The sequence below is a fragment of the Pricia mediterranea genome (genome assembly GCF_032248455.1).
In the GTDB taxonomy this organism is placed as follows: Bacteria; Bacteroidota; Bacteroidia; order Flavobacteriales; family Flavobacteriaceae; genus Pricia; species Pricia mediterranea.
Window position 1 is genome coordinate 3,454,427 of sequence record NZ_JAVTTP010000001.1, and the last position, 17,220, is coordinate 3,471,646.

Consider the following 17,220-nt stretch of genomic DNA (forward strand, 5'->3'; position numbering starts at 1 on the left):
CGATTTGTTCTTTTTTCGACTGTTTTATAGTCGGTCGCATTACACATAGGGTAGGTTCTTCTACTACGACGAAACCTGTTTTAGACACTAATTCTCTTAAGTAACATGGCATCATCGCCATTGAGATCATTCGATTCGGCGTCCCTTTTAAAAATAATTTAGTCTCCGATAGTCCGATGCCTATCGACGTCCAAGAAAACAACTTGATAGTGCGTTCCTTGGTCCGAAGTCTTAAGTTGTACCGAACCTCTGAGTTGTCGGGCCAGATTATGGATAAGTTTAAGTCCCAATGATTTTTTGTTCTTGTTCAGTTCAGGAGAAAAACCGATACCATCGTCCTTTATACTCAAAACATAGGCATTTTCAGCATCCCCTATTTTTAGGCTGATATCTATCTGACCGTTGGCATTGTCCAAAAAACCATACTTAAGAGAATTTGTCACCGCTTCGTTTATGAGAAGTCCCAGCGGAATTGCAGTGTCTATACAGAGGTGTACCTCGACCATATTCAAATTTATGCCGATATTTTTATCCTTATTGTCCGTGGAAGTGATGAGGTAGTTGGTCAACTCTTGCACATACGGGCGAAACTCGATTTTTGAAAGGTCATGACGAACGTAAAGCATTTCGTGAATCATTGCCATGGAGGCCACGCGGTTCTGACTGCTATTGATCAATTCCCCGATTTTTTCATTGGTCGAGTTTTTCGCCTGTAGGTTCAATAGACTTGAAACGGTCTGTAAATTGTTTTTTACTCGGTGGTGCACTTCCCTGAGCAGCACTTCTTTTTCGGCAATACGACGTTCTAATTCCGCTTTGGATTTAACCAGGGCATCGTGGGACCGTACAAGGGACTTCCCAAAAACACCACCGACAAGATATACGGCGAACAATAGGGATATAAGGCTGAAATGCGGTCGCGATTCGGCCGGCACTTCATTGACGATGAAAGGGATCTGGGCCTCACCTACGATAAAAATTAAGAGTACGGCCAGCATTGCGGCGTTCAGATAAACGGTGCCAAAGATGCGGGCGCCCGCATAGCCTCCCAACACAATTACGCCCAGAATAAAGATAAACGGACTGTTAATGCCTCCGCTAAAGAGTATAACGCTTATGGCAGCTAGAAGGGATATCACGCCGGACAGCAGGGCGGTAGCCTTTAGATTGCCGTGCTTCTTGAGAAGAGTGATGTTGGAGAGGTTCAGGAGACAATAGGAAAAGCATACCATCGGAACGACCCCGAGAATGCCTAAGGGATACAGGCAAAATAGTCCAAATATCGCCGTCAAGGCCGATGAGACGTAAACAAATCGATACATCAACCGGGTCTGGTCATCCGTTTTGTAAGGGATTTTAATCGATTTTGCCATGCGTTTTTCGATAAGACCATGCGGGAACGCATCCAAGGCGCGGATTTCTACCTCCCATTTCGATAAAGTACGTTAATTCTAAGGATAAATTGAAATTTTATGATGAATTTTCTTGTTCAAGAAATGTCAAAGCTTCAGAAAGTCCTTACAAAAAAACGGCAGCCCATCATTGGGCTGCCGTTTTAGTAGGTCTTTATATTGGAACGGTTAATCTTCTGTCATTACCCATTCTCCGCGTCCGATCAAAGGTTCGGCCTGTTTGTATTTTAAGGTCTTACTTTCCCCGGACAGTACGTTTTTAATGGTGACGCGTTCGTTACGCCCTATTTTAGGCCGTTCACGAACAATGGTCTCCGTAACCTGAGGGCGTTGACCTTGAGCCTGCTGTCCTGCTGCGCGATTCTGTGCGGCACGCTCGTCGCTATTTGGAATTTCCTCCTTGCTGGTCTGCAATTCCTGCTTGGGCCGACGTATGTTGCGTTCTTCCTGAATGTCGCTAGGGCTACCGCTGGGCAGCTCCCCCTTGAACAAAAAGGACACTACCTCTTTATTCACCTTGTCGATCATGACCTTAAAGAGTTCAAAGGCCTCGAACTTGTAGATCAGCAGCGGATCTTTCTGTTCGTGTACTGCCAGTTGAACGGACTGTTTGAGCTCGTCCATTTTTCGTAAATGGGTCTTCCACGAATCGTCGATTATGGCCAAAGTGATATTCTTTTCGAAATCGGTAACCAATTCCTTTCCATCGCTTTCGTAAGCTCTCTGAAGATCGGTGACGACATTCAAGGTCTTTACGCCGTCGGTAAAGGGCACCACGATCCGTTCGAATTTGTTGGCGTTGTCTTCGTACACTTTCTTGATAACGGGAAAAGCGGTAGCGGCGTTACGCTCCATCTTTTCCTGATATTGTCTGTAAATGTCCCCATAAATCTTGGTCGCGATATCGCGTACGCCCAATCTTGTAAATTCCGCTTCTTCGATCGGGGAGGTCACGGAGAAATACTTGATCAGTTCGAATTCAAAATTCTTGTAGTCGTTGGCGGCTTTATTGGTTTCAGCGATATTTTCACAGGTGTCGTAAACCATGTTGGCAATATCTACCTTTAGACGATCACCTTGCAGGGCATGCCGTCTTCTCTTATAGACGACCTCCCGTTGTGCGTTCATCACGTCATCGTATTCCAAGAGTCGTTTTCTCACCCCGAAGTTATTCTCTTCCACCTTTTTCTGGGCGCGTTCTATGGATTTTGTCATCATGGAATGTTGAATGACCTCCCCTTCTTCCAAGCCCATCTTGTCCATCATCTTGGCCACACGGTCAGAGCCAAAAAGCCGCATCAAGTTATCCTCGAGGGATACGTAGAACTGCGAGCTTCCCGGGTCTCCCTGACGGCCGGAACGTCCGCGTAGCTGTCTATCTACCCGGCGGGAGTCATGCCGTTCGGTACCCACGATGGCGAGACCGCCTGCCTTTTTGACTTCGTCGGAGAGTTTGATATCCGTACCACGACCGGCCATGTTGGTGGCAATCGTCACGATTCCCGATTTACCGGCTTCCGCAACGACATCGGCTTCCTTTTTGTGGAGTTTGGCGTTCAGCACGTTGTGGGGCACCTTTCGTATGTTCAGCATCCGTGATAAAAGCTCCGAGATTTCAACCGAGGTCGTACCGATCAACACGGGTCTCCCGGCTTGCGACAGCTCGGTCACCTGATCGATAATGGCATTGTACTTTTCGCGTTTGGTCTTGTAGATCAAATCGTTCCTATCGTCCCGGGCAATCGGCCGGTTCGTCGGAATTTCCATGACGTCCAACTTGTAAATCTCCCATAATTCCCCGGCTTCGGTAACCGCCGTACCTGTCATCCCGGCCAGCTTGTTGTACATTCTAAAGTAGTTCTGCAGGGTAACCGTAGCGAAGGTCTGGGTGAGGGCTTCGATCTTCACGTCTTCTTTCGCTTCTATGGCCTGGTGCAGGCCATCTGAATAGCGCCGCCCGTCCATAATACGACCGGTCTGTTCGTCTACGATCATCACCTTATTGTCCATCACGACATACTCCACGTCCTTCTCAAAGAGCGCATAGGCTTTCAACAATTGACTCATGGTATGGATTCGCTCGCTCTTCACCCCGAAATCCCTAAATAGCTCGTCCTTCAGTTCGGCCTCTTTCTCAATTTCGAGATTTTGACTCTCGATTTTGGCTATTTCGGAACCGATATCGGGCATCACGAAAAAATCACGGTTTTGTTCCCCCGAAATATAATCGACTCCCTTGTCGGTAAGTTCGATCTGGTTATTTTTTTCATCGATGACAAAGAGCAGATCTTCATCAACCTTGGGCATTTCGCGGTTGTTGTCCTGCATGTAGAAATTCTCGGTCTTTTGCAAAATCTGCTTGACCCCTTCCTCACTCAGGAACTTGATCAAGGCCTTATTTTTGGGCAGACCGCGATGTACCCTTAACAGTAAAAACCCACCTTGTTTCGTATCGCCCTCGGCAATCAATTTTTTGGCTTCGGCTAGAACGCCGGTCAAATGTTGGCGCTGTTTCTTTACAATATCCGCTACTTTCGGCTTCAGCTCCATGAATTCGTGACGGTCTCCTTCGGGTACCGGTCCCGATATAATCAGGGGCGTACGCGCATCGTCTACCAAAACGGAATCGACCTCATCGACGATGGCGTAATGGTGGGGCCGTTGGACGATATCTTGAGGTTTGTGCGCCATATTATCACGCAGATAGTCAAAACCGAACTCGTTGTTCGTGCCGTAAGTGATGTCGGCGTTGTAAGCGGCCCTTCGCCCTGCGGAATTGGGACGGTGGTGGTCGATACAGTCCACCGAAAGCCCGTGGAACTGGAAAATCGGGGCCATCCAGGCGCTGTCCCTTTTGGCTAAATAATCGTTCACCGTAACCAAATGCGAGCCCTTGCCCGCCAGGGCGTTCAGGTATAGGGGAAGCGTAGCTACCAAGGTCTTTCCTTCACCGGTTTGCATTTCGGCAATTTTCCCTTGGTGCATGGCAATACCACCGATCAACTGTACATCGTAGTGGACCATGTCCCAAGTGACTTCCTTGCCGGCGGCGTCCCAGGAATTTTTCCAGATAGCCAAATCTTCATCGAGAGTGACGTAATCTTTGGTGCCGGAGAGTTCCCGATCATATTCCGTGGCAGTTACGGTGAGGGTGTCGTTGTGGGCGAAGCGTTTTGCCGTTTCCTTGACCACGGCAAAGGCGACTGGCAGGATCTCGTTCAAAGTGTCTTCCGTGATTTTATAGGCCTCTTCCTTGAGCCTGTCGATTTCAGTATATATCTCCTCGTTTTTATCGATATCGTTGGATGTTTTCACCTCTTCCTCCAAAGTTTTGATCTGTTGGGTGATTTCACTGATATCTTCGGCAATTTTCAATTTGAAGGTTTTGGTCTTTTCGCGCAGCTCGTCATTGCTCAACGGTTCTAGCTGCTCCTCGAAAGACTTGATCTGGTCTACCATCGGCTGTAGGGCCTTGACATCTTTTTTGGATTTATCGCCTACGAATATTTTAAGAACAGAATTTAAAAGACTCATATTATGTTTATTAGGTTTTGGCCGCCTTGAGGGTTGTTAGAGGATGAATTGACGGCGGAACAAAATTTTATTATTGTAGTTGCTTAAAGGCAACAAAAGTTATTCCAACATACGAATTTTCGGAAGAACTGTTGTTTATCTGACAAATTTACATAAAGTATAGGGCTAAATCTCTCGTTTTTCCTGCTAATATCAAACTTAAGGCTTGCAGAAAACATGGGTTTACATGAAGTTCACGATCACCGGGTACAAACTTTGCAAACTTGACGCCTGCAAAAAAACAGAGGTTGCCATGTGCAACAGTCGGCAGGGCGGAAATTTACCGTAATAGTCCCTCACATTGGCCTTCGACGCGGCATTTTCGCTGAGGTGGATACCGGTGTTGGTTTCGGCCCCGGAGACGACTTGAGGTCTTGGTATCGATATCTACTTTGTTTCACAGCTCTATCTCAAAACGGTTTTTTCCATAAAAAAAGCCCCGCAAAGGGACTTTTTCCTAGAAATCGTAAAATGTCGTATATCAATATTCGTCCTCGTTCCAAAGATAATCCTCTTCGGTTGGATAATCGGGCCAGATTTCTTCGATAGATTCGTAAACCTCTCCGCCTTCCTCTTCCATAGATTGTAGGTTTTCAACTACTTCCAATGGAGCACCTGTACGAATGGAGTAATCGATCAATTCGTCTTTGGTGGCCGGCCAGGGTGCATCGCTTAAGTACGATGCCAGTTCTAATGTCCAATACATGCTAAAGGTATGATTTTAATTTTTTGCAAAAGTAATTTTTAAAAGCACACAGGCAAGTAAAATTGACGCTTTCTGCTAAAAATTGTTATTATAATAATTCGATAACGGAGAAATAATCAAATTATTGGAGAAAACCAAAAAACAATCGGGGATTTTTAAGTTTCATTCTCCTTGTTAGGTATCCATTCAATCTCTTCCGCTTGTAGATTTTGGGTCAATTTCCGTGCCAGTACGAACATGTAGTCCGAAAGTCGGTTGAGATAGATCAGCACTCTGGCGTCAAAGGGGGCATTCCCATGAAGCAGCGTGCACATACGCTCTGCCCTTCTACACACGGTACGGGCAATGTGACAGTATGACACGCTTGGATGTCCGCCGGGTAGAATGAAATGATTCATTTGTGGCAGAGAGGCTTCCATATCATCGATTTCATCTTCCAAAAATTGGATAGCGGCCTCATCGATTTCAGGAATGTCCAAACGCTTCTTCCCGTTTTTCAGCACCACTTTATCTGGGTCTGTTGCCAAAATGGCCCCTATCGTGAACAGTTTTTTCTGGATACGCTTCAATATGTCCTTGAAATGGACATCGATGTTTTGGTCCCGGACCAGTCCAAGCCACGAGTTCAGTTCGTCAACGCTGCCATAACTTTCGATGCGGATATGGTGTTTCTTGACGCGCGTACCGCCAATGAGCCCGGTAGTGCCGTCATCACCGGTCTTAGTATAGATTTTCATGCGTTCAAATCTTTTCGATTATTTAAAAGTTAATCAATTGAAAAATGGAGAGCGCACATGTTACCCCTACGCTCTTGCATCAACAATTTTAAACATCACCTTTGGTGAAGAAATTTTTAAAATTTGTCAATGTCCTTCTATAAAAGAAATTTAGGGGTTTATACTCTAGCACGGTTGAAAGCGTGCTGTTGCTGCGATATTCTACTCCCTGTTCTCGTCACGGCGTTTGTAGTCTTCCATAAACTTGCGGTCTTTGCGCCGGTTCGCACGTCTTTTACTTGAAAAGGTGATATAAAGATAGATTACGAATAGTATTCCTAAAACGGCATAGATTGTATACTTGTCCATAGCTTAAAGTTACAAAATCAAATTCGAATCTGGAAATGTTCCTCGGCCTGTTCTCTTCTAAAAAACGCAGCTGCGCAATGAAAAAGGTCCACGGTAATCCTTATCTGGTGGTCGGTCTTGATTCTTTTCCAGGTCGCTCGATGATCAGCATTGCTGCGTATGCCGAATATCAGCATCATACAGTCATTATGTATTTTGTTTTCCTCGGATGGATTTCCCAATAGCTTTTCCGCTCTTAAGGGGTCGGCATAGATGATGTCGTAAGGTCCGCCGCATAAAAGTACCGACGGAAATTCATGTTGGATTGTTTTTCGAAGCTTGTTTTTATCGGGGGGAAGCCAAACGCGTTTTGGTTTAAAATAGGCGATGCTTTTCAAGAGGATGTCCTCCGATTTCGCTCCACCGTATCCCGGCTGGGCATAAAGGCATTTCGTGACATAGGCATAGATGAAGGGGGAGTGTACACCGTGTTGGTTGGTGGCGGTAAAAAGGAATTTTAGGTATCGTAGCAGGTTTTGCACACTCAAAGGTTAAAGGATAGTACAACGCGACCAAAATACGACGGATGAAGCCTAGGGCTATGCCGTAAAATCAATAATTTTTGAGCGCTGTCGGCTTTAGGAAAGCTTCGCGCACGGTGAAAAGACGGAAAGAGCAAGCACGAAAGACAAGTAAATGTTACGGAACGTCCCAAAAAGCGATGTCTGAAACCTCTTTTTCCGTCTTTGTGTCCTTGTTCTATTTTCCTTTTGACTTTTAGTCCAATTAGTTAACAAAATTGTTACATGTAAATGATGGCAGAAGAAAATTCAGAAACCCTGTTATTCCTCAAGTTTTGCGGAAAGTTCGAACCAGCGTTCCGTCTTATCATCGATTTCATCCACTATCTCCTGCAGGGCAATGGAAAGCCGGTCGATATCCTCACCGGATAGATCGGGGTTCGCGAACTCTTGTTGCGCCTTCGTTTTCTTCTTTTCAAGTTTATGTATGTCCTTTTCCAGATTTTTATGCTCTTTTTTTTCCTGATAGGTGAGGGGGGCCTTGTTTTCAATGGATGTTGCGGTGGTATCCGCCTCCGCAGGACCCCTGCTCACGGAACTCTCTTTTCGCTTTTCAATGATCTTGCTATCCTCGTAGGCGCGGTAATCGGAATAGTTGCCGGGGAAATCCTCCACCACGGCATTCCCCCGAAATACAAAGAGGTGGTCGACGATCTTGTCCATAAAATAGCGGTCGTGGGAGACAACGATCAGACATCCCGGAAAATCCAACAAAAAACTCTCCAGTACATTCAGTGCCACGATATCAAGGTCGTTGGTGGGTTCGTCCAAGATGAGAAAATTCGGATTTTGGATGAGCACCGTGCACAGGTACAGCCGCTTGCGTTCCCCGCCGCTCAACTTGTCCACAAAATCGTACTGTTTCTTACGGTCGAAAAGAAAGCGTTCGAGCAGTTGCTGGGCCGAAATCTGGCGTCCCTTTTTTAGCGGGATAAAGTCCCCGAAGTCGCGGATGACATCGATTACTTTTTGACCTTTCTTTATTTTGATGCCCGCCTGGGTGTAGTATCCGAATTTGATGGTATCTCCCACCACCACCTTGCCGGCATCGGGCTGTACGGCACCGGTCAAAATATTAAGGAAGGTCGATTTGCCCGTGCCGTTCTTGCCGATGATGCCGACGCGCTCGCCTTTGGTAAATGTGTAGTCGAACTGATCTAAAATCGGTTTGTCCGGGTAGGATTTCGAGATTTTGTGCAGTTCAAGGATCTTACTGCCGACCCGTTCCATGTTGATTTCCAACTGTACCTCGTGCTCCTTGCGCCGCTGGCCGGCCTTGGCCTTGATCTCCTGAAAATCGTCGATACGCGATTTGGACTTCGTAGTGCGCGCCTTGGGCTGTTTGCGCATCCAGGAGAGCTCTTTTTTAAAAAGCTGTTCCGATTTTTGCTGCTCGGCGGCCTCCTGTTCCAACCGGGCTTCCTTTTTCTCCAAATAATAGCTGTAATTGCCTTTGTATGGATACAGCTGCCCGTTTTCGAGCTCAAGGATCTCGTTGCAGACCCGTTCCAAGAAAAACCGATCGTGGGTGACCATGAACAGCGTCATGTTCTCTTTGGCAAAATAGGCCTCCAACCATTCGATCATCTCAAGGTCAAGGTGGTTGGTCGGCTCATCGAGTACCAACAGGTCCGGTTTGTTGATCAGGGCGTTGGCCAGGGCCAGCCGTTTTTTTTGTCCCCCTGAAAGCTTTCCTACCTTGGCGTTGAGGTCTTCTAGCCTAAGTTTGAAAAGAACCTGTTTGTAGAGGGTCTCGAAATCCCAGGCATTAAATCGTTCCATCGCCTCGAAGGCGGACTGGTAGGCATCGGCGTTCTCGGGATTTTCCAAGGCCTTTTCATAGCGGTGGATGACGCTTAAAATTTCGTTGTCCGATGCAAAAATCGTTTCCTCCACGCTCAGCTTTGGGTCCAAATCGGGTTCTTGCTCCAAAAAAGACATGCGGATGCTTTTGCGGTAATTGACCTGCCCGCTATCCGGGGTATCGGCCCCCGAAAGAATGTTGAGAATGGAAGTCTTGCCCGTACCGTTCTTGGCGATCAGGGCAATTTTTTGGTCCTTGTTGATACCGAAGGAAAGGTCTTCGAACAACACCAGTTCCCCGTATGATTTGGATATATTTTCTACCGAAACAAGATTCATATCATGGCTTGATTATAGAACTCGTTTTGAGTTCATAATTAAATTGCTATCCCCTAAGGGTATCAAATTTATGTGTTTTTTGTACCTCGCGTTTCTTGTATCTCCTTGGACCGTGCACCGAGGTAATTCATTTAACCTTTGTAATCAACTCTGGTTCTCAAGTTGTAGCTGAAACCCTGAGTTTCGTACTCAATCGACCTTGTCCTATCTTAGCCGGTCTCATTGGATTTTCGGACTTTGGTACGACCAAAATAAAAAGAAATACCGAATCGCCAGGGCCAACCCTACCAGTAGCAATAGCGGCGAGAAAACTTGTACCCCGAACAGCCATAACAACAAGGTGATGAGTATCAGGGCCAATAAGAACAACGCGTACTTCGCGACCCAGGTCGGTCCCCTTTTTCGCGCCGTGACAAAGGCGATTACCAGATTGGCCGGAAACGCCCATAAGATATTAAAGTTGCCCGCCGTGGCGGTATGATCGGTGAAAAACCAAAGAAAAATGATGACGCATCCGATCGTGCCGGTCACGAAGAACAACAGGAAATCGAGCCATCGCCGTCGGGTGTTGTATTTCACGTCGAGAAAAGTCATGAGGACAATAAGGATCAGAACTATCGATAACCAGAAGGCGGGGGACAGAAAAAACGGAGGGCGGCTATTCAGGGAATCGAAGTCCAGCACCACCTCCGTCTCGGCAGTAATGCGTTTCGTGCCAAGTTGCGCGCTACCTAATTGTTTCATCACGTATTCCGGTAAGAACATATGTTCTTTAGGGGTGGCCATATCGTCTATGACCGATCCCAAGGCCAGGTCTATGCCGAAACCGGACCAGGAGTTTTTTGGTACGTTTTGATGGATGAGCTGCCGGTGGGTGTACAGTTCGTCAAGATAGTTTTCGTCGAGCTGGAGCTTGTCCCCATATACGTCCTTGAGCACGTCCCAGATTTTTGTAGCGCAGTTGTTATAGAAAAAGTCGTATTTATAGTCCCTGTTCCCCGGCAGATAATTGGTTTCCAAAAATTCGAACAGAGCCTGTCGCTGGTCGAGGCTCAAGTCGAGAACCTGTTGTTTTACCCAACGCTTTTCCTGTTCGTATCCCATTAAGAAATAGGGGTAGCGTTGTCGGGACAGGGTGTAATTCAATTTGCCCCGGGCGAACTTGGTATAAAAATTCGGGGTGGTAAAATCAAAGGTTCCATAATTATAGATAGCGTCGATGTCCATGCTCGGGTCTTCGACGTGAATGGCGCTATGGCCAAAAGAGGAATAGAGTTCGCTACCCGACCCAGCGGTAAGCACACTGATTTTGGAGAGTGGCGAAAGATCGACGTCCTGCGCCTGGCCGATCAAGGTGCCGAGAATAAAAAGTAGTATGTAAATTCTTTTCAATGGCATGGTAAAGTAGCGGGAATTTTACAGGACAAATATCCGAATAAATTACGGGCTGACGCGATTGAGGGGAATTTGTATTATTTTTACGAATAATTTCGCATGAAAAAACATATTCCCAACCTCATTACCCTGCTCAACGTTTTCTGTGGCTGTGTGGCCACAGTGTTCGCCGTTTTGAACCAATTGGAACTTGCCGCCTTCTTCGTCTTTTTGGGAATATTCTTCGATTTCTTCGACGGCCTCGCAGCAAGGGCCCTTAACGTCAAAAGTGAACTGGGACTGCAGCTAGACTCTCTGGCGGATGTTATTACCAGCGGTTTGGTGCCGGGGGTCGTGATGTTTCAACTCCTGGGGATGTCCATGACGGGCGGCTGGAACGCCGGCGATGGTTTGGGTGCTGGCGGCTCCGAGTATGTATGGTCCCTTTTCCGCGACCCGCTGCCGTTACTTGGATTTCTGATAACGCTCTCCTCTGCCTACCGTTTGGCGAAATTCAATATCGACGAGAACCAGTCCGACTCCTTCATCGGCTTGCCCACTCCTGCGAACGCGCTGTTTATCCTTTCCCTGCCCCTTATATTACTCTATCAGAACAACGATTATTTAAATATGATCATCCTCGACCCGTGGTTTTTGATAGGAATCACCCTCTTAAGCACATATTTGCTGAACGCCAGAATAGCGCTATTCGCGCTTAAGTTCGAGAATTGGGGGTTTAAGGACAACGCTTTGCGCTATATCTTCATCATCATAAGCTTGGTGTTGTTGGTTACCTTGCAGTTTATGGCGGTACCGATGATCATAGTATTTTACGTTCTCGCTTCGGTAATCGCGAATATGAAAGTTCAAGGGAATTGACCGAATTGTCGTGTAGAATTTTGCAATTGGGGTGCTGCAGGTACCATGAATTGTCAGCTGAAGTCGAAAATGCTGCCTAGCGTTTTTCCAGGCCAATACATTGCTCGTTTAAAATTGAGATATATTTTTTGGAAGTGGGCACACCCTTTAAAAATCCAAGCGTTTTTTCCGCAGTTCGAAATTCTTGCCCAAGTACACTTTCCGCACCATCTCATCGGCTGCCAGGTCTTCGGGAATACCCGATTTTAAAATGCCGCCTTCGAACATGAGGTAAGAGCGTTCGGTGATGGCCAGGGTTTCCTGCACGTTGTGGTCCGTGATAAGAATGCCGATGTTCTTGTTTTTTAACTGGGCCACGATACGTTGGATGTCCTCTACCGCAACGGGGTCGACCCCGGCAAAAGGTTCGTCCAACAGAATGAACTTGGGATCGGTAGCCAGGGCCCGGGCGATTTCAGTACGCCGGCGTTCGCCCCCGGAAAGCAGATCTCCCCGGCTTTTCCGGATATGGCCGAGACCGAACTCCTCGATCAGTTCCTCCATTTTCATCAATTGCTCCTTTTTGCTGAGGTCGGTAAGCTGCAGCACGCTCAAAATGTTCTTTTCGATGCTCAGCTTCCGGAACACCGAGGCTTCCTGGGCCAAATATCCGATACCGTTCTGCGCCCTCTTGTACATGGGAAATTTGGTGATGTCGGTCCCATCCAGAAAAATCTTTCCGCCGTTGGGCTTGATCAGACCCACAATCATGTAGAAGGAAGTGGTCTTTCCCGCACCATTGGGACCCAGGAGGCCAATAATCTCCCCCTGATTGACTTCCAAAGAAATTCCCTTCACGACCTTCCGGCCCCGGTAGGATTTCATGATATTTTCGGCTCTTAATTTCAAGTTTATGAGTTTATGTGGTTATAGGTTAATGTTGTAATGCTTTGTAGGTTGTAAATGATATCATTCTTAATTTACCGTCAACTGATCACTTTTTACTTATCACTTATCACCGCAACTGCAACTGCCACTAAAACCCCTACTGCCACTAACCGCAAGCGCTCACTGTTTTTTCATCGCCTTCCCTTGGGCCCGACGTTCCTTTTTGGCTTCCCGTCTCAAGACTACCTTCGAAATATAGATACTGACCTGATAGAGTACAATTACCGGTACGGCGACAATAATTTGGCTGGTGACATCGGGGGGCGTGATGACCGCCGATAAGATCAGCACGATGACCAGGGCGATCTTACGATACTTCTTCAGGATTTCGGGGGTGACGATACCTACTTTGGTCAAGAAATAGATTATGATCGGGAGTTCAAAAAGTATCCCACAGGCGATAACGGCGCTTCGTACCGTGCTGATGTACGAGCCGATGTCAAACTCGTTGAGTACCTGCTCGCTGACCTGATAGGTGCCCAAAAAGTTGATGGACAGGGGGGCGACCACGTAGTACCCGAACAGTACGCCCATAAAGAACAACAGCGAAGCAATCACGATAAACCCGCGGGAATGCTTGCGTTCGTTGGGATGCAAGCCAGGGCTGATGAACTTCCACAGCTCCCAAAGTACATAGGGGAAACCTACGATGAAACCCACCCATATGGCCGTCCAAATATCCGCGGAGAACTGTCCCCCCATCGTACGGCTCTGAATGGTAAAAGGCAGCTCGTCTTTGCAAAAGTCGGAATCGAAGCCCAAGGAAGTCGCAATATTACAGAACAACCTGTAAGTGGGGAAATCCATGTCCTTCGGACCGAAAATAATAACATCGAAAACGAATCCGCTGAAAACAAAGGCGACGCATCCGATGAGGACCACCGCCAACACCGAGCGAATCAAATGCCAGCGCAGTTCTTCCAAATGATCGAGGAACGACATTTCGTCGGGGGACTTCGTAGTGCTGTTTGCCATAGGGACTTTAACTAATTATCCGTTTAATTGTTGTTCTAAAATCTGTCGATCATCTTTTCCTCTGCGTCCGGCTTCCGAATTTTATCACGTCCGGTTGTCGGGGTGTTTTCTTTTCGTCCTTCAATCCTTTTGTCCTTCCGTCCTACAGATTTACTGACTACTTCTGATCCTATCCTCCACTAGAGTATCCCTTCATTGATCAGATTGTGCAAATGTACGACTCCGACATATTTTTTTCCGCTTACGCCCAATAATTGTGAAATGCCGTTGGCCTGCATGAGCTCCAAAGCTTCTACGGCCAGCACGTCTATGGGAACGGTCTTGGGGTTCGAGGTCATGATATCCCTTGCGATGAGACCACTGATATTGTCATATCTGTTTAGCATCCTGCGGATGTCTCCGTCGGTTATAATCCCCAAGATCTCATCGTGTTCGGTCACAGCCGTAGCACCGAGCATCTTTTCCGAAATCTCTACGATGACCTGTTTGACAGGGGTGTCACTGTTTACCTCCGGTTTTTGATTGTTGCCTACAATATCGGAGACCCTGAGATATAGGCGTTTGCCCAAGGCACCACCGGGATGGTACTTGGCAAAATCGGTGCTGCTGAATCCCTTGATCTCCAATAAACAGATGGCCAAGGCATCGCCCATGACCAATTGCGCGGTCGTACTGGTAGTAGGGGCCAGGTTATTGGGGCAGGCCTCCTTCTCCACAAAGGTGTTGAGTACGAAATCTGCCTGTTGCCCCAGATACGAATCGACATTCCCGGTCATGCCGATCAATTTGTTCTTCCCCCGTTTGATCAAGGGAACCAGCATCTTGATTTCCGGCGTGCTCCCACTTTTGGAGATGCAGATTACCACATCATCCTTTAGAATCGTGCCGAGGTCGCCGTGAATGGCGTCACCGGCATGCATGAAAATGGCCGGCGTACCGGTTGAATTCAGGGTGGCGGCGATTTTAGTGGCTATAATGGCGCTTTTACCGATACCGGAAACGATAATCCTTCCCTTTGTGGCAACGATACAGTTTACCGCATCGACGAACCCATCGTCCAACAGGGTCGATAGATGTTCGATTGAGGCACTTTCTGCCGCAATGGTTTTTTTGGCTGTAGCAAGAATGCTCTGGGAGTCGATCAAATCTCTGGAAATATTAAGGGATAGTTTCCTAAAACTATCAAAAAAATAAAATAAATATAAAAGTTTATCCTATCTTTAAATGTTGTCGTAAATTTTTTCCATCACAAAATTACGTAATCAATTCCAAGAGATCGGTAATTTCCACATTTAGATAGAAATTAATTATGGATACGTCATTGGTCGACCAACCAAAAATACTTATCTTAATCCGCTGATTATTAGTAATAACAATGACAAAAGAAACTACGCCGTTGAACAAGACGGACTTACATAAATCCCTAAAAAAATACTTCGGTTTCTCCGAGTTTAAGGGCCTTCAAGAAAACGTTATTTCAAGTATCGTACAAGGACACAACACCTTTGCCATCATGCCGACCGGTGGGGGTAAATCGCTGTGCTATCAACTTCCGGCCCTGATTCAGGAAGGTACGGCCATTGTCGTATCACCTTTAATCGCCTTGATGAAAAACCAGGTCGATGCCATCCGCGGTATTTCTTCACAGCGGGGAATCGCACACGTACTGAATTCCTCCCTCACCAAAAGCGAAATTAGAGAGGTAAAACAGGACATCAGCGACGGCATAACCAAATTACTCTACGTGGCGCCAGAGTCCCTGACCAAGGAAGACTATGTGGAATTTTTAAAATCGGTTAAACTTTCGTTCACCGCTATCGATGAGGCGCATTGTATTTCGGAATGGGGCCATGATTTTCGGCCGGAATACCGTAACCTTCGGTCTATTGTGGACCGGCTAGATCCCGACATGCCCATCATCGCATTGACCGCGACCGCTACCCCGAAGGTGCAGGAAGATATTCTAAAAAACTTAGGGATTCCCGATGCAAATACGTTTAAGGCCTCGTTCAACCGTCCCAATCTATTTTATGAGGTCCGTCCCAAGACCGCTGATGTGGATACGGATATCATTCGTTTCGTCAAGAAGAATGCGGGAAAATCGGGTATTATCTACTGTTTGAGCAGAAAACGCGTAGAACAATTGGCCCAGATTTTACAGGTCAATGGAATAAGCGCTGTACCCTATCATGCCGGTTTCGACGCCAAGACCCGATCTAAATATCAGGATATGTTCTTGATGGAGGATGTCGATGTGGTAGTCGCCACAATCGCTTTTGGAATGGGAATCGATAAACCCGATGTGCGTTTTGTAATCCATAACGACATCCCTAAAAGTATCGAAAGCTATTATCAGGAGACCGGTCGTGCCGGAAGGGACGGGGGCGAGGGCCACTGTCTGGCGTTTTATGCCTATAAGGATATTGAAAAGTTGGAAAAGTTCATCGCCAATAAGCCCGTTGCCGAACAGGAAATCGGCAATGCGTTGCTCCAAGAGGTGGTGGCCTATGCGGAAACCTCGATGAGCCGCCGCAAATTCATGCTGCACTATTTCGGGGAGGAATTCGACGGGATTAACGGGGATGGGGCGGATATGGACGACAACGTACGAAATCCCAAAGAAAAACAAGAGGCTAAGGACGAGGTCGTAAAATTGATCAGAGCGGTCAAGGAAACCAGCGAAAAGTTTAAGTCCAAAGAAATCGTAAAGACCCTCACCGGCAAGGTCAACGCACTGGTGTCTTCCCACAAGGCCGATGAGAAACCAGTTTTCGGTATCGGTGCGGATAAGGACAAGAACTATTGGATGGCCTTGATACGTCAGGTGCTGGTGGCCGGCCTCTTGCGAAAAGAAATAGAGCAGTACGGCATTCTACGGGTTACCGAAAAGGGAAAGGCCTTTTTGGAAAATCCCGGGTCGTTCATGATGACCAGGGACCACACGTACAGTGAGGAGAAGGTCGATGATATATCGAGTTCCGCCAAATCGGGCGTTACCGATGAAAAGCTTTTGAACCAACTCAAGGATCTCCGGCGGGCCCAAGCCAAGAAACTGGGCGTGCCCCCATTCGTGATTTTTCAGGACCCCTCCTTGGAAGATATGGCAATGAAATATCCCATCGACAAAGATGAACTGACCAATATTCATGGGGTAGGGGAAGGAAAGGCCAGAAAATACGGGAAACCATTTATCACGTTTATAGCCGATTATGTCGAGGAAAACGATATCATTAGGCCCGATGACCTAGTGGTCAAGAGTACGGGCGCCAATTCGGCGCTGAAGCTGTACATCATACAGAACGTGGACAGAAAGCTTCCGCTGACCGACATTGCCTCCTCAAAGGGAATCAACATGCCCGAGTTGATCCAAGAAATGGAACAGATCGTGTATAGCGGTACAAAGCTGAATTTGGACTATTGGGTCAACGAAGAGTTGGACGAGGATCAGCAGGAAGAAATCCACGAGTACTTTCTGGAGGCCGAAACCGACGATATCGATGAGGCCATGGAAGAATTCGACGGGGATTACGAAGACGATGAACTTCGATTGTACCGGCTGAAATTCATCAGTGAGGTAGCGAACTGAT

The 17,220-nt window shown here is 47.0% G+C and carries 13 protein-coding genes; 2 read left to right on the forward strand and 11 right to left on the reverse strand.

Going from position 1 to position 17,220, the window contains the following annotated elements:
* Positions 1-158 precede the first annotated feature (158 nt).
* From RQM65_RS14260 to RQM65_RS14295, 8 genes are all read right to left on the reverse strand, one after another.
* Positions 159-1,373, reverse strand: a complete 1,215-nt coding sequence (locus tag RQM65_RS14260; RefSeq protein WP_314016049.1) for a sensor histidine kinase — start codon at positions 1,371-1,373, stop codon at positions 159-161.
* 207 nt (positions 1,374-1,580) lie between these two features.
* Positions 1,581-4,946, reverse strand: a complete 3,366-nt coding sequence (gene secA, locus RQM65_RS14265; RefSeq protein ID WP_314016051.1) for a preprotein translocase subunit SecA — start codon at positions 4,944-4,946, stop codon at positions 1,581-1,583.
* A 520-nt stretch (positions 4,947-5,466) separates the two neighbouring features.
* Positions 5,467-5,691 carry a DUF2795 domain-containing protein gene (locus RQM65_RS14270; RefSeq protein ID WP_314016053.1) on the reverse strand — a complete coding sequence of 75 codons (225 nt, stop codon included), beginning with the start codon at positions 5,689-5,691 and terminating at the stop codon, positions 5,467-5,469.
* A gap of 155 nt (positions 5,692-5,846) precedes the next feature.
* Positions 5,847-6,428: a cob(I)yrinic acid a,c-diamide adenosyltransferase gene (locus tag RQM65_RS14275; protein ID WP_314016055.1), complete on the reverse strand. Its 582-nt coding sequence runs from the start codon at positions 6,426-6,428 to the stop codon at positions 5,847-5,849.
* 201 nt (positions 6,429-6,629) lie between these two features.
* On the reverse strand, positions 6,630-6,776 hold the full coding sequence (locus tag RQM65_RS14280) for a hypothetical protein (RefSeq protein ID WP_314016057.1): 147 nt from the start codon (positions 6,774-6,776) through the stop codon (positions 6,630-6,632).
* 17 nt (positions 6,777-6,793) lie between these two features.
* Positions 6,794-7,297 (reverse strand): hypothetical protein, encoded by a 504-nt coding sequence (locus RQM65_RS14285; RefSeq protein WP_314016058.1) that lies wholly within the window; start codon positions 7,295-7,297, stop codon positions 6,794-6,796.
* A 300-nt stretch (positions 7,298-7,597) separates the two neighbouring features.
* Positions 7,598-9,478, reverse strand: coding sequence for an ABC-F family ATP-binding cassette domain-containing protein (locus RQM65_RS14290; RefSeq protein WP_314016059.1), 1,881 nt, complete (start codon positions 9,476-9,478; stop codon positions 7,598-7,600).
* A 219-nt stretch (positions 9,479-9,697) separates the two neighbouring features.
* Positions 9,698-10,876 carry a lipoprotein N-acyltransferase Lnb domain-containing protein gene (locus tag RQM65_RS14295; RefSeq protein ID WP_314016061.1) on the reverse strand — a complete coding sequence of 393 codons (1,179 nt, stop codon included), beginning with the start codon at positions 10,874-10,876 and terminating at the stop codon, positions 9,698-9,700.
* Between the two features lie 96 nt (positions 10,877-10,972).
* On the opposite strand from RQM65_RS14295, the gene RQM65_RS14300 reads away from it, so the two are divergent.
* Positions 10,973-11,731: a CDP-alcohol phosphatidyltransferase family protein gene (locus tag RQM65_RS14300; protein ID WP_314016062.1), complete on the forward strand. Its 759-nt coding sequence runs from the start codon at positions 10,973-10,975 to the stop codon at positions 11,729-11,731.
* Positions 11,732-11,878: 147 nt separating this feature from the next.
* Here RQM65_RS14300 and lptB read toward each other — a convergent pair whose 3' ends face one another.
* From lptB to RQM65_RS14315, 3 genes are all read right to left on the reverse strand, one after another.
* Positions 11,879-12,619, reverse strand: coding sequence for an LPS export ABC transporter ATP-binding protein (gene lptB, locus RQM65_RS14305; RefSeq protein ID WP_314016063.1), 741 nt, complete (start codon positions 12,617-12,619; stop codon positions 11,879-11,881).
* 159 nt (positions 12,620-12,778) lie between these two features.
* Positions 12,779-13,633 carry a twin-arginine translocase subunit TatC gene (gene tatC, locus RQM65_RS14310; RefSeq protein ID WP_314016065.1) on the reverse strand — a complete coding sequence of 285 codons (855 nt, stop codon included), beginning with the start codon at positions 13,631-13,633 and terminating at the stop codon, positions 12,779-12,781.
* Positions 13,634-13,812: 179 nt separating this feature from the next.
* Positions 13,813-14,778 carry a KpsF/GutQ family sugar-phosphate isomerase gene (locus tag RQM65_RS14315; RefSeq protein WP_314016067.1) on the reverse strand — a complete coding sequence of 322 codons (966 nt, stop codon included), beginning with the start codon at positions 14,776-14,778 and terminating at the stop codon, positions 13,813-13,815.
* Positions 14,779-15,008: 230 nt separating this feature from the next.
* Between RQM65_RS14315 and recQ the strand changes: the two genes are divergently transcribed.
* Positions 15,009-17,219 (forward strand): DNA helicase RecQ, encoded by a 2,211-nt coding sequence (recQ, locus tag RQM65_RS14320; RefSeq protein WP_314016069.1) that lies wholly within the window; start codon positions 15,009-15,011, stop codon positions 17,217-17,219.
* Position 17,220 lies beyond the last annotated feature (1 nt).

Coding starts and splice junctions, on each gene's coding strand:
- RQM65_RS14260 (WP_314016049.1), bottom strand. CDS start 1,373: ATGGCAAAATCGATTAAAATCCCTTACAAAACGGATGACCAGACCCGG.
- secA (WP_314016051.1), bottom strand. CDS start 4,946: ATGAGTCTTTTAAATTCTGTTCTTAAAATATTCGTAGGCGATAAATCC.
- RQM65_RS14270 (WP_314016053.1), bottom strand. CDS start 5,691: ATGTATTGGACATTAGAACTGGCATCGTACTTAAGCGATGCACCCTGG.
- RQM65_RS14275 (WP_314016055.1), bottom strand. CDS start 6,428: ATGAAAATCTATACTAAGACCGGTGATGACGGCACTACCGGGCTCATT.
- RQM65_RS14280 (WP_314016057.1), bottom strand. CDS start 6,776: ATGGACAAGTATACAATCTATGCCGTTTTAGGAATACTATTCGTAATC.
- RQM65_RS14290 (WP_314016059.1), bottom strand. CDS start 9,478: ATGAATCTTGTTTCGGTAGAAAATATATCCAAATCATACGGGGAACTG.
- RQM65_RS14295 (WP_314016061.1), bottom strand. CDS start 10,876: ATGCCATTGAAAAGAATTTACATACTACTTTTTATTCTCGGCACCTTG.
- RQM65_RS14300 (WP_314016062.1), top strand. CDS start 10,973: ATGAAAAAACATATTCCCAACCTCATTACCCTGCTCAACGTTTTCTGT.
- tatC (WP_314016065.1), bottom strand. CDS start 13,633: ATGGCAAACAGCACTACGAAGTCCCCCGACGAAATGTCGTTCCTCGAT.
- recQ (WP_314016069.1), top strand. CDS start 15,009: ATGACAAAAGAAACTACGCCGTTGAACAAGACGGACTTACATAAATCC.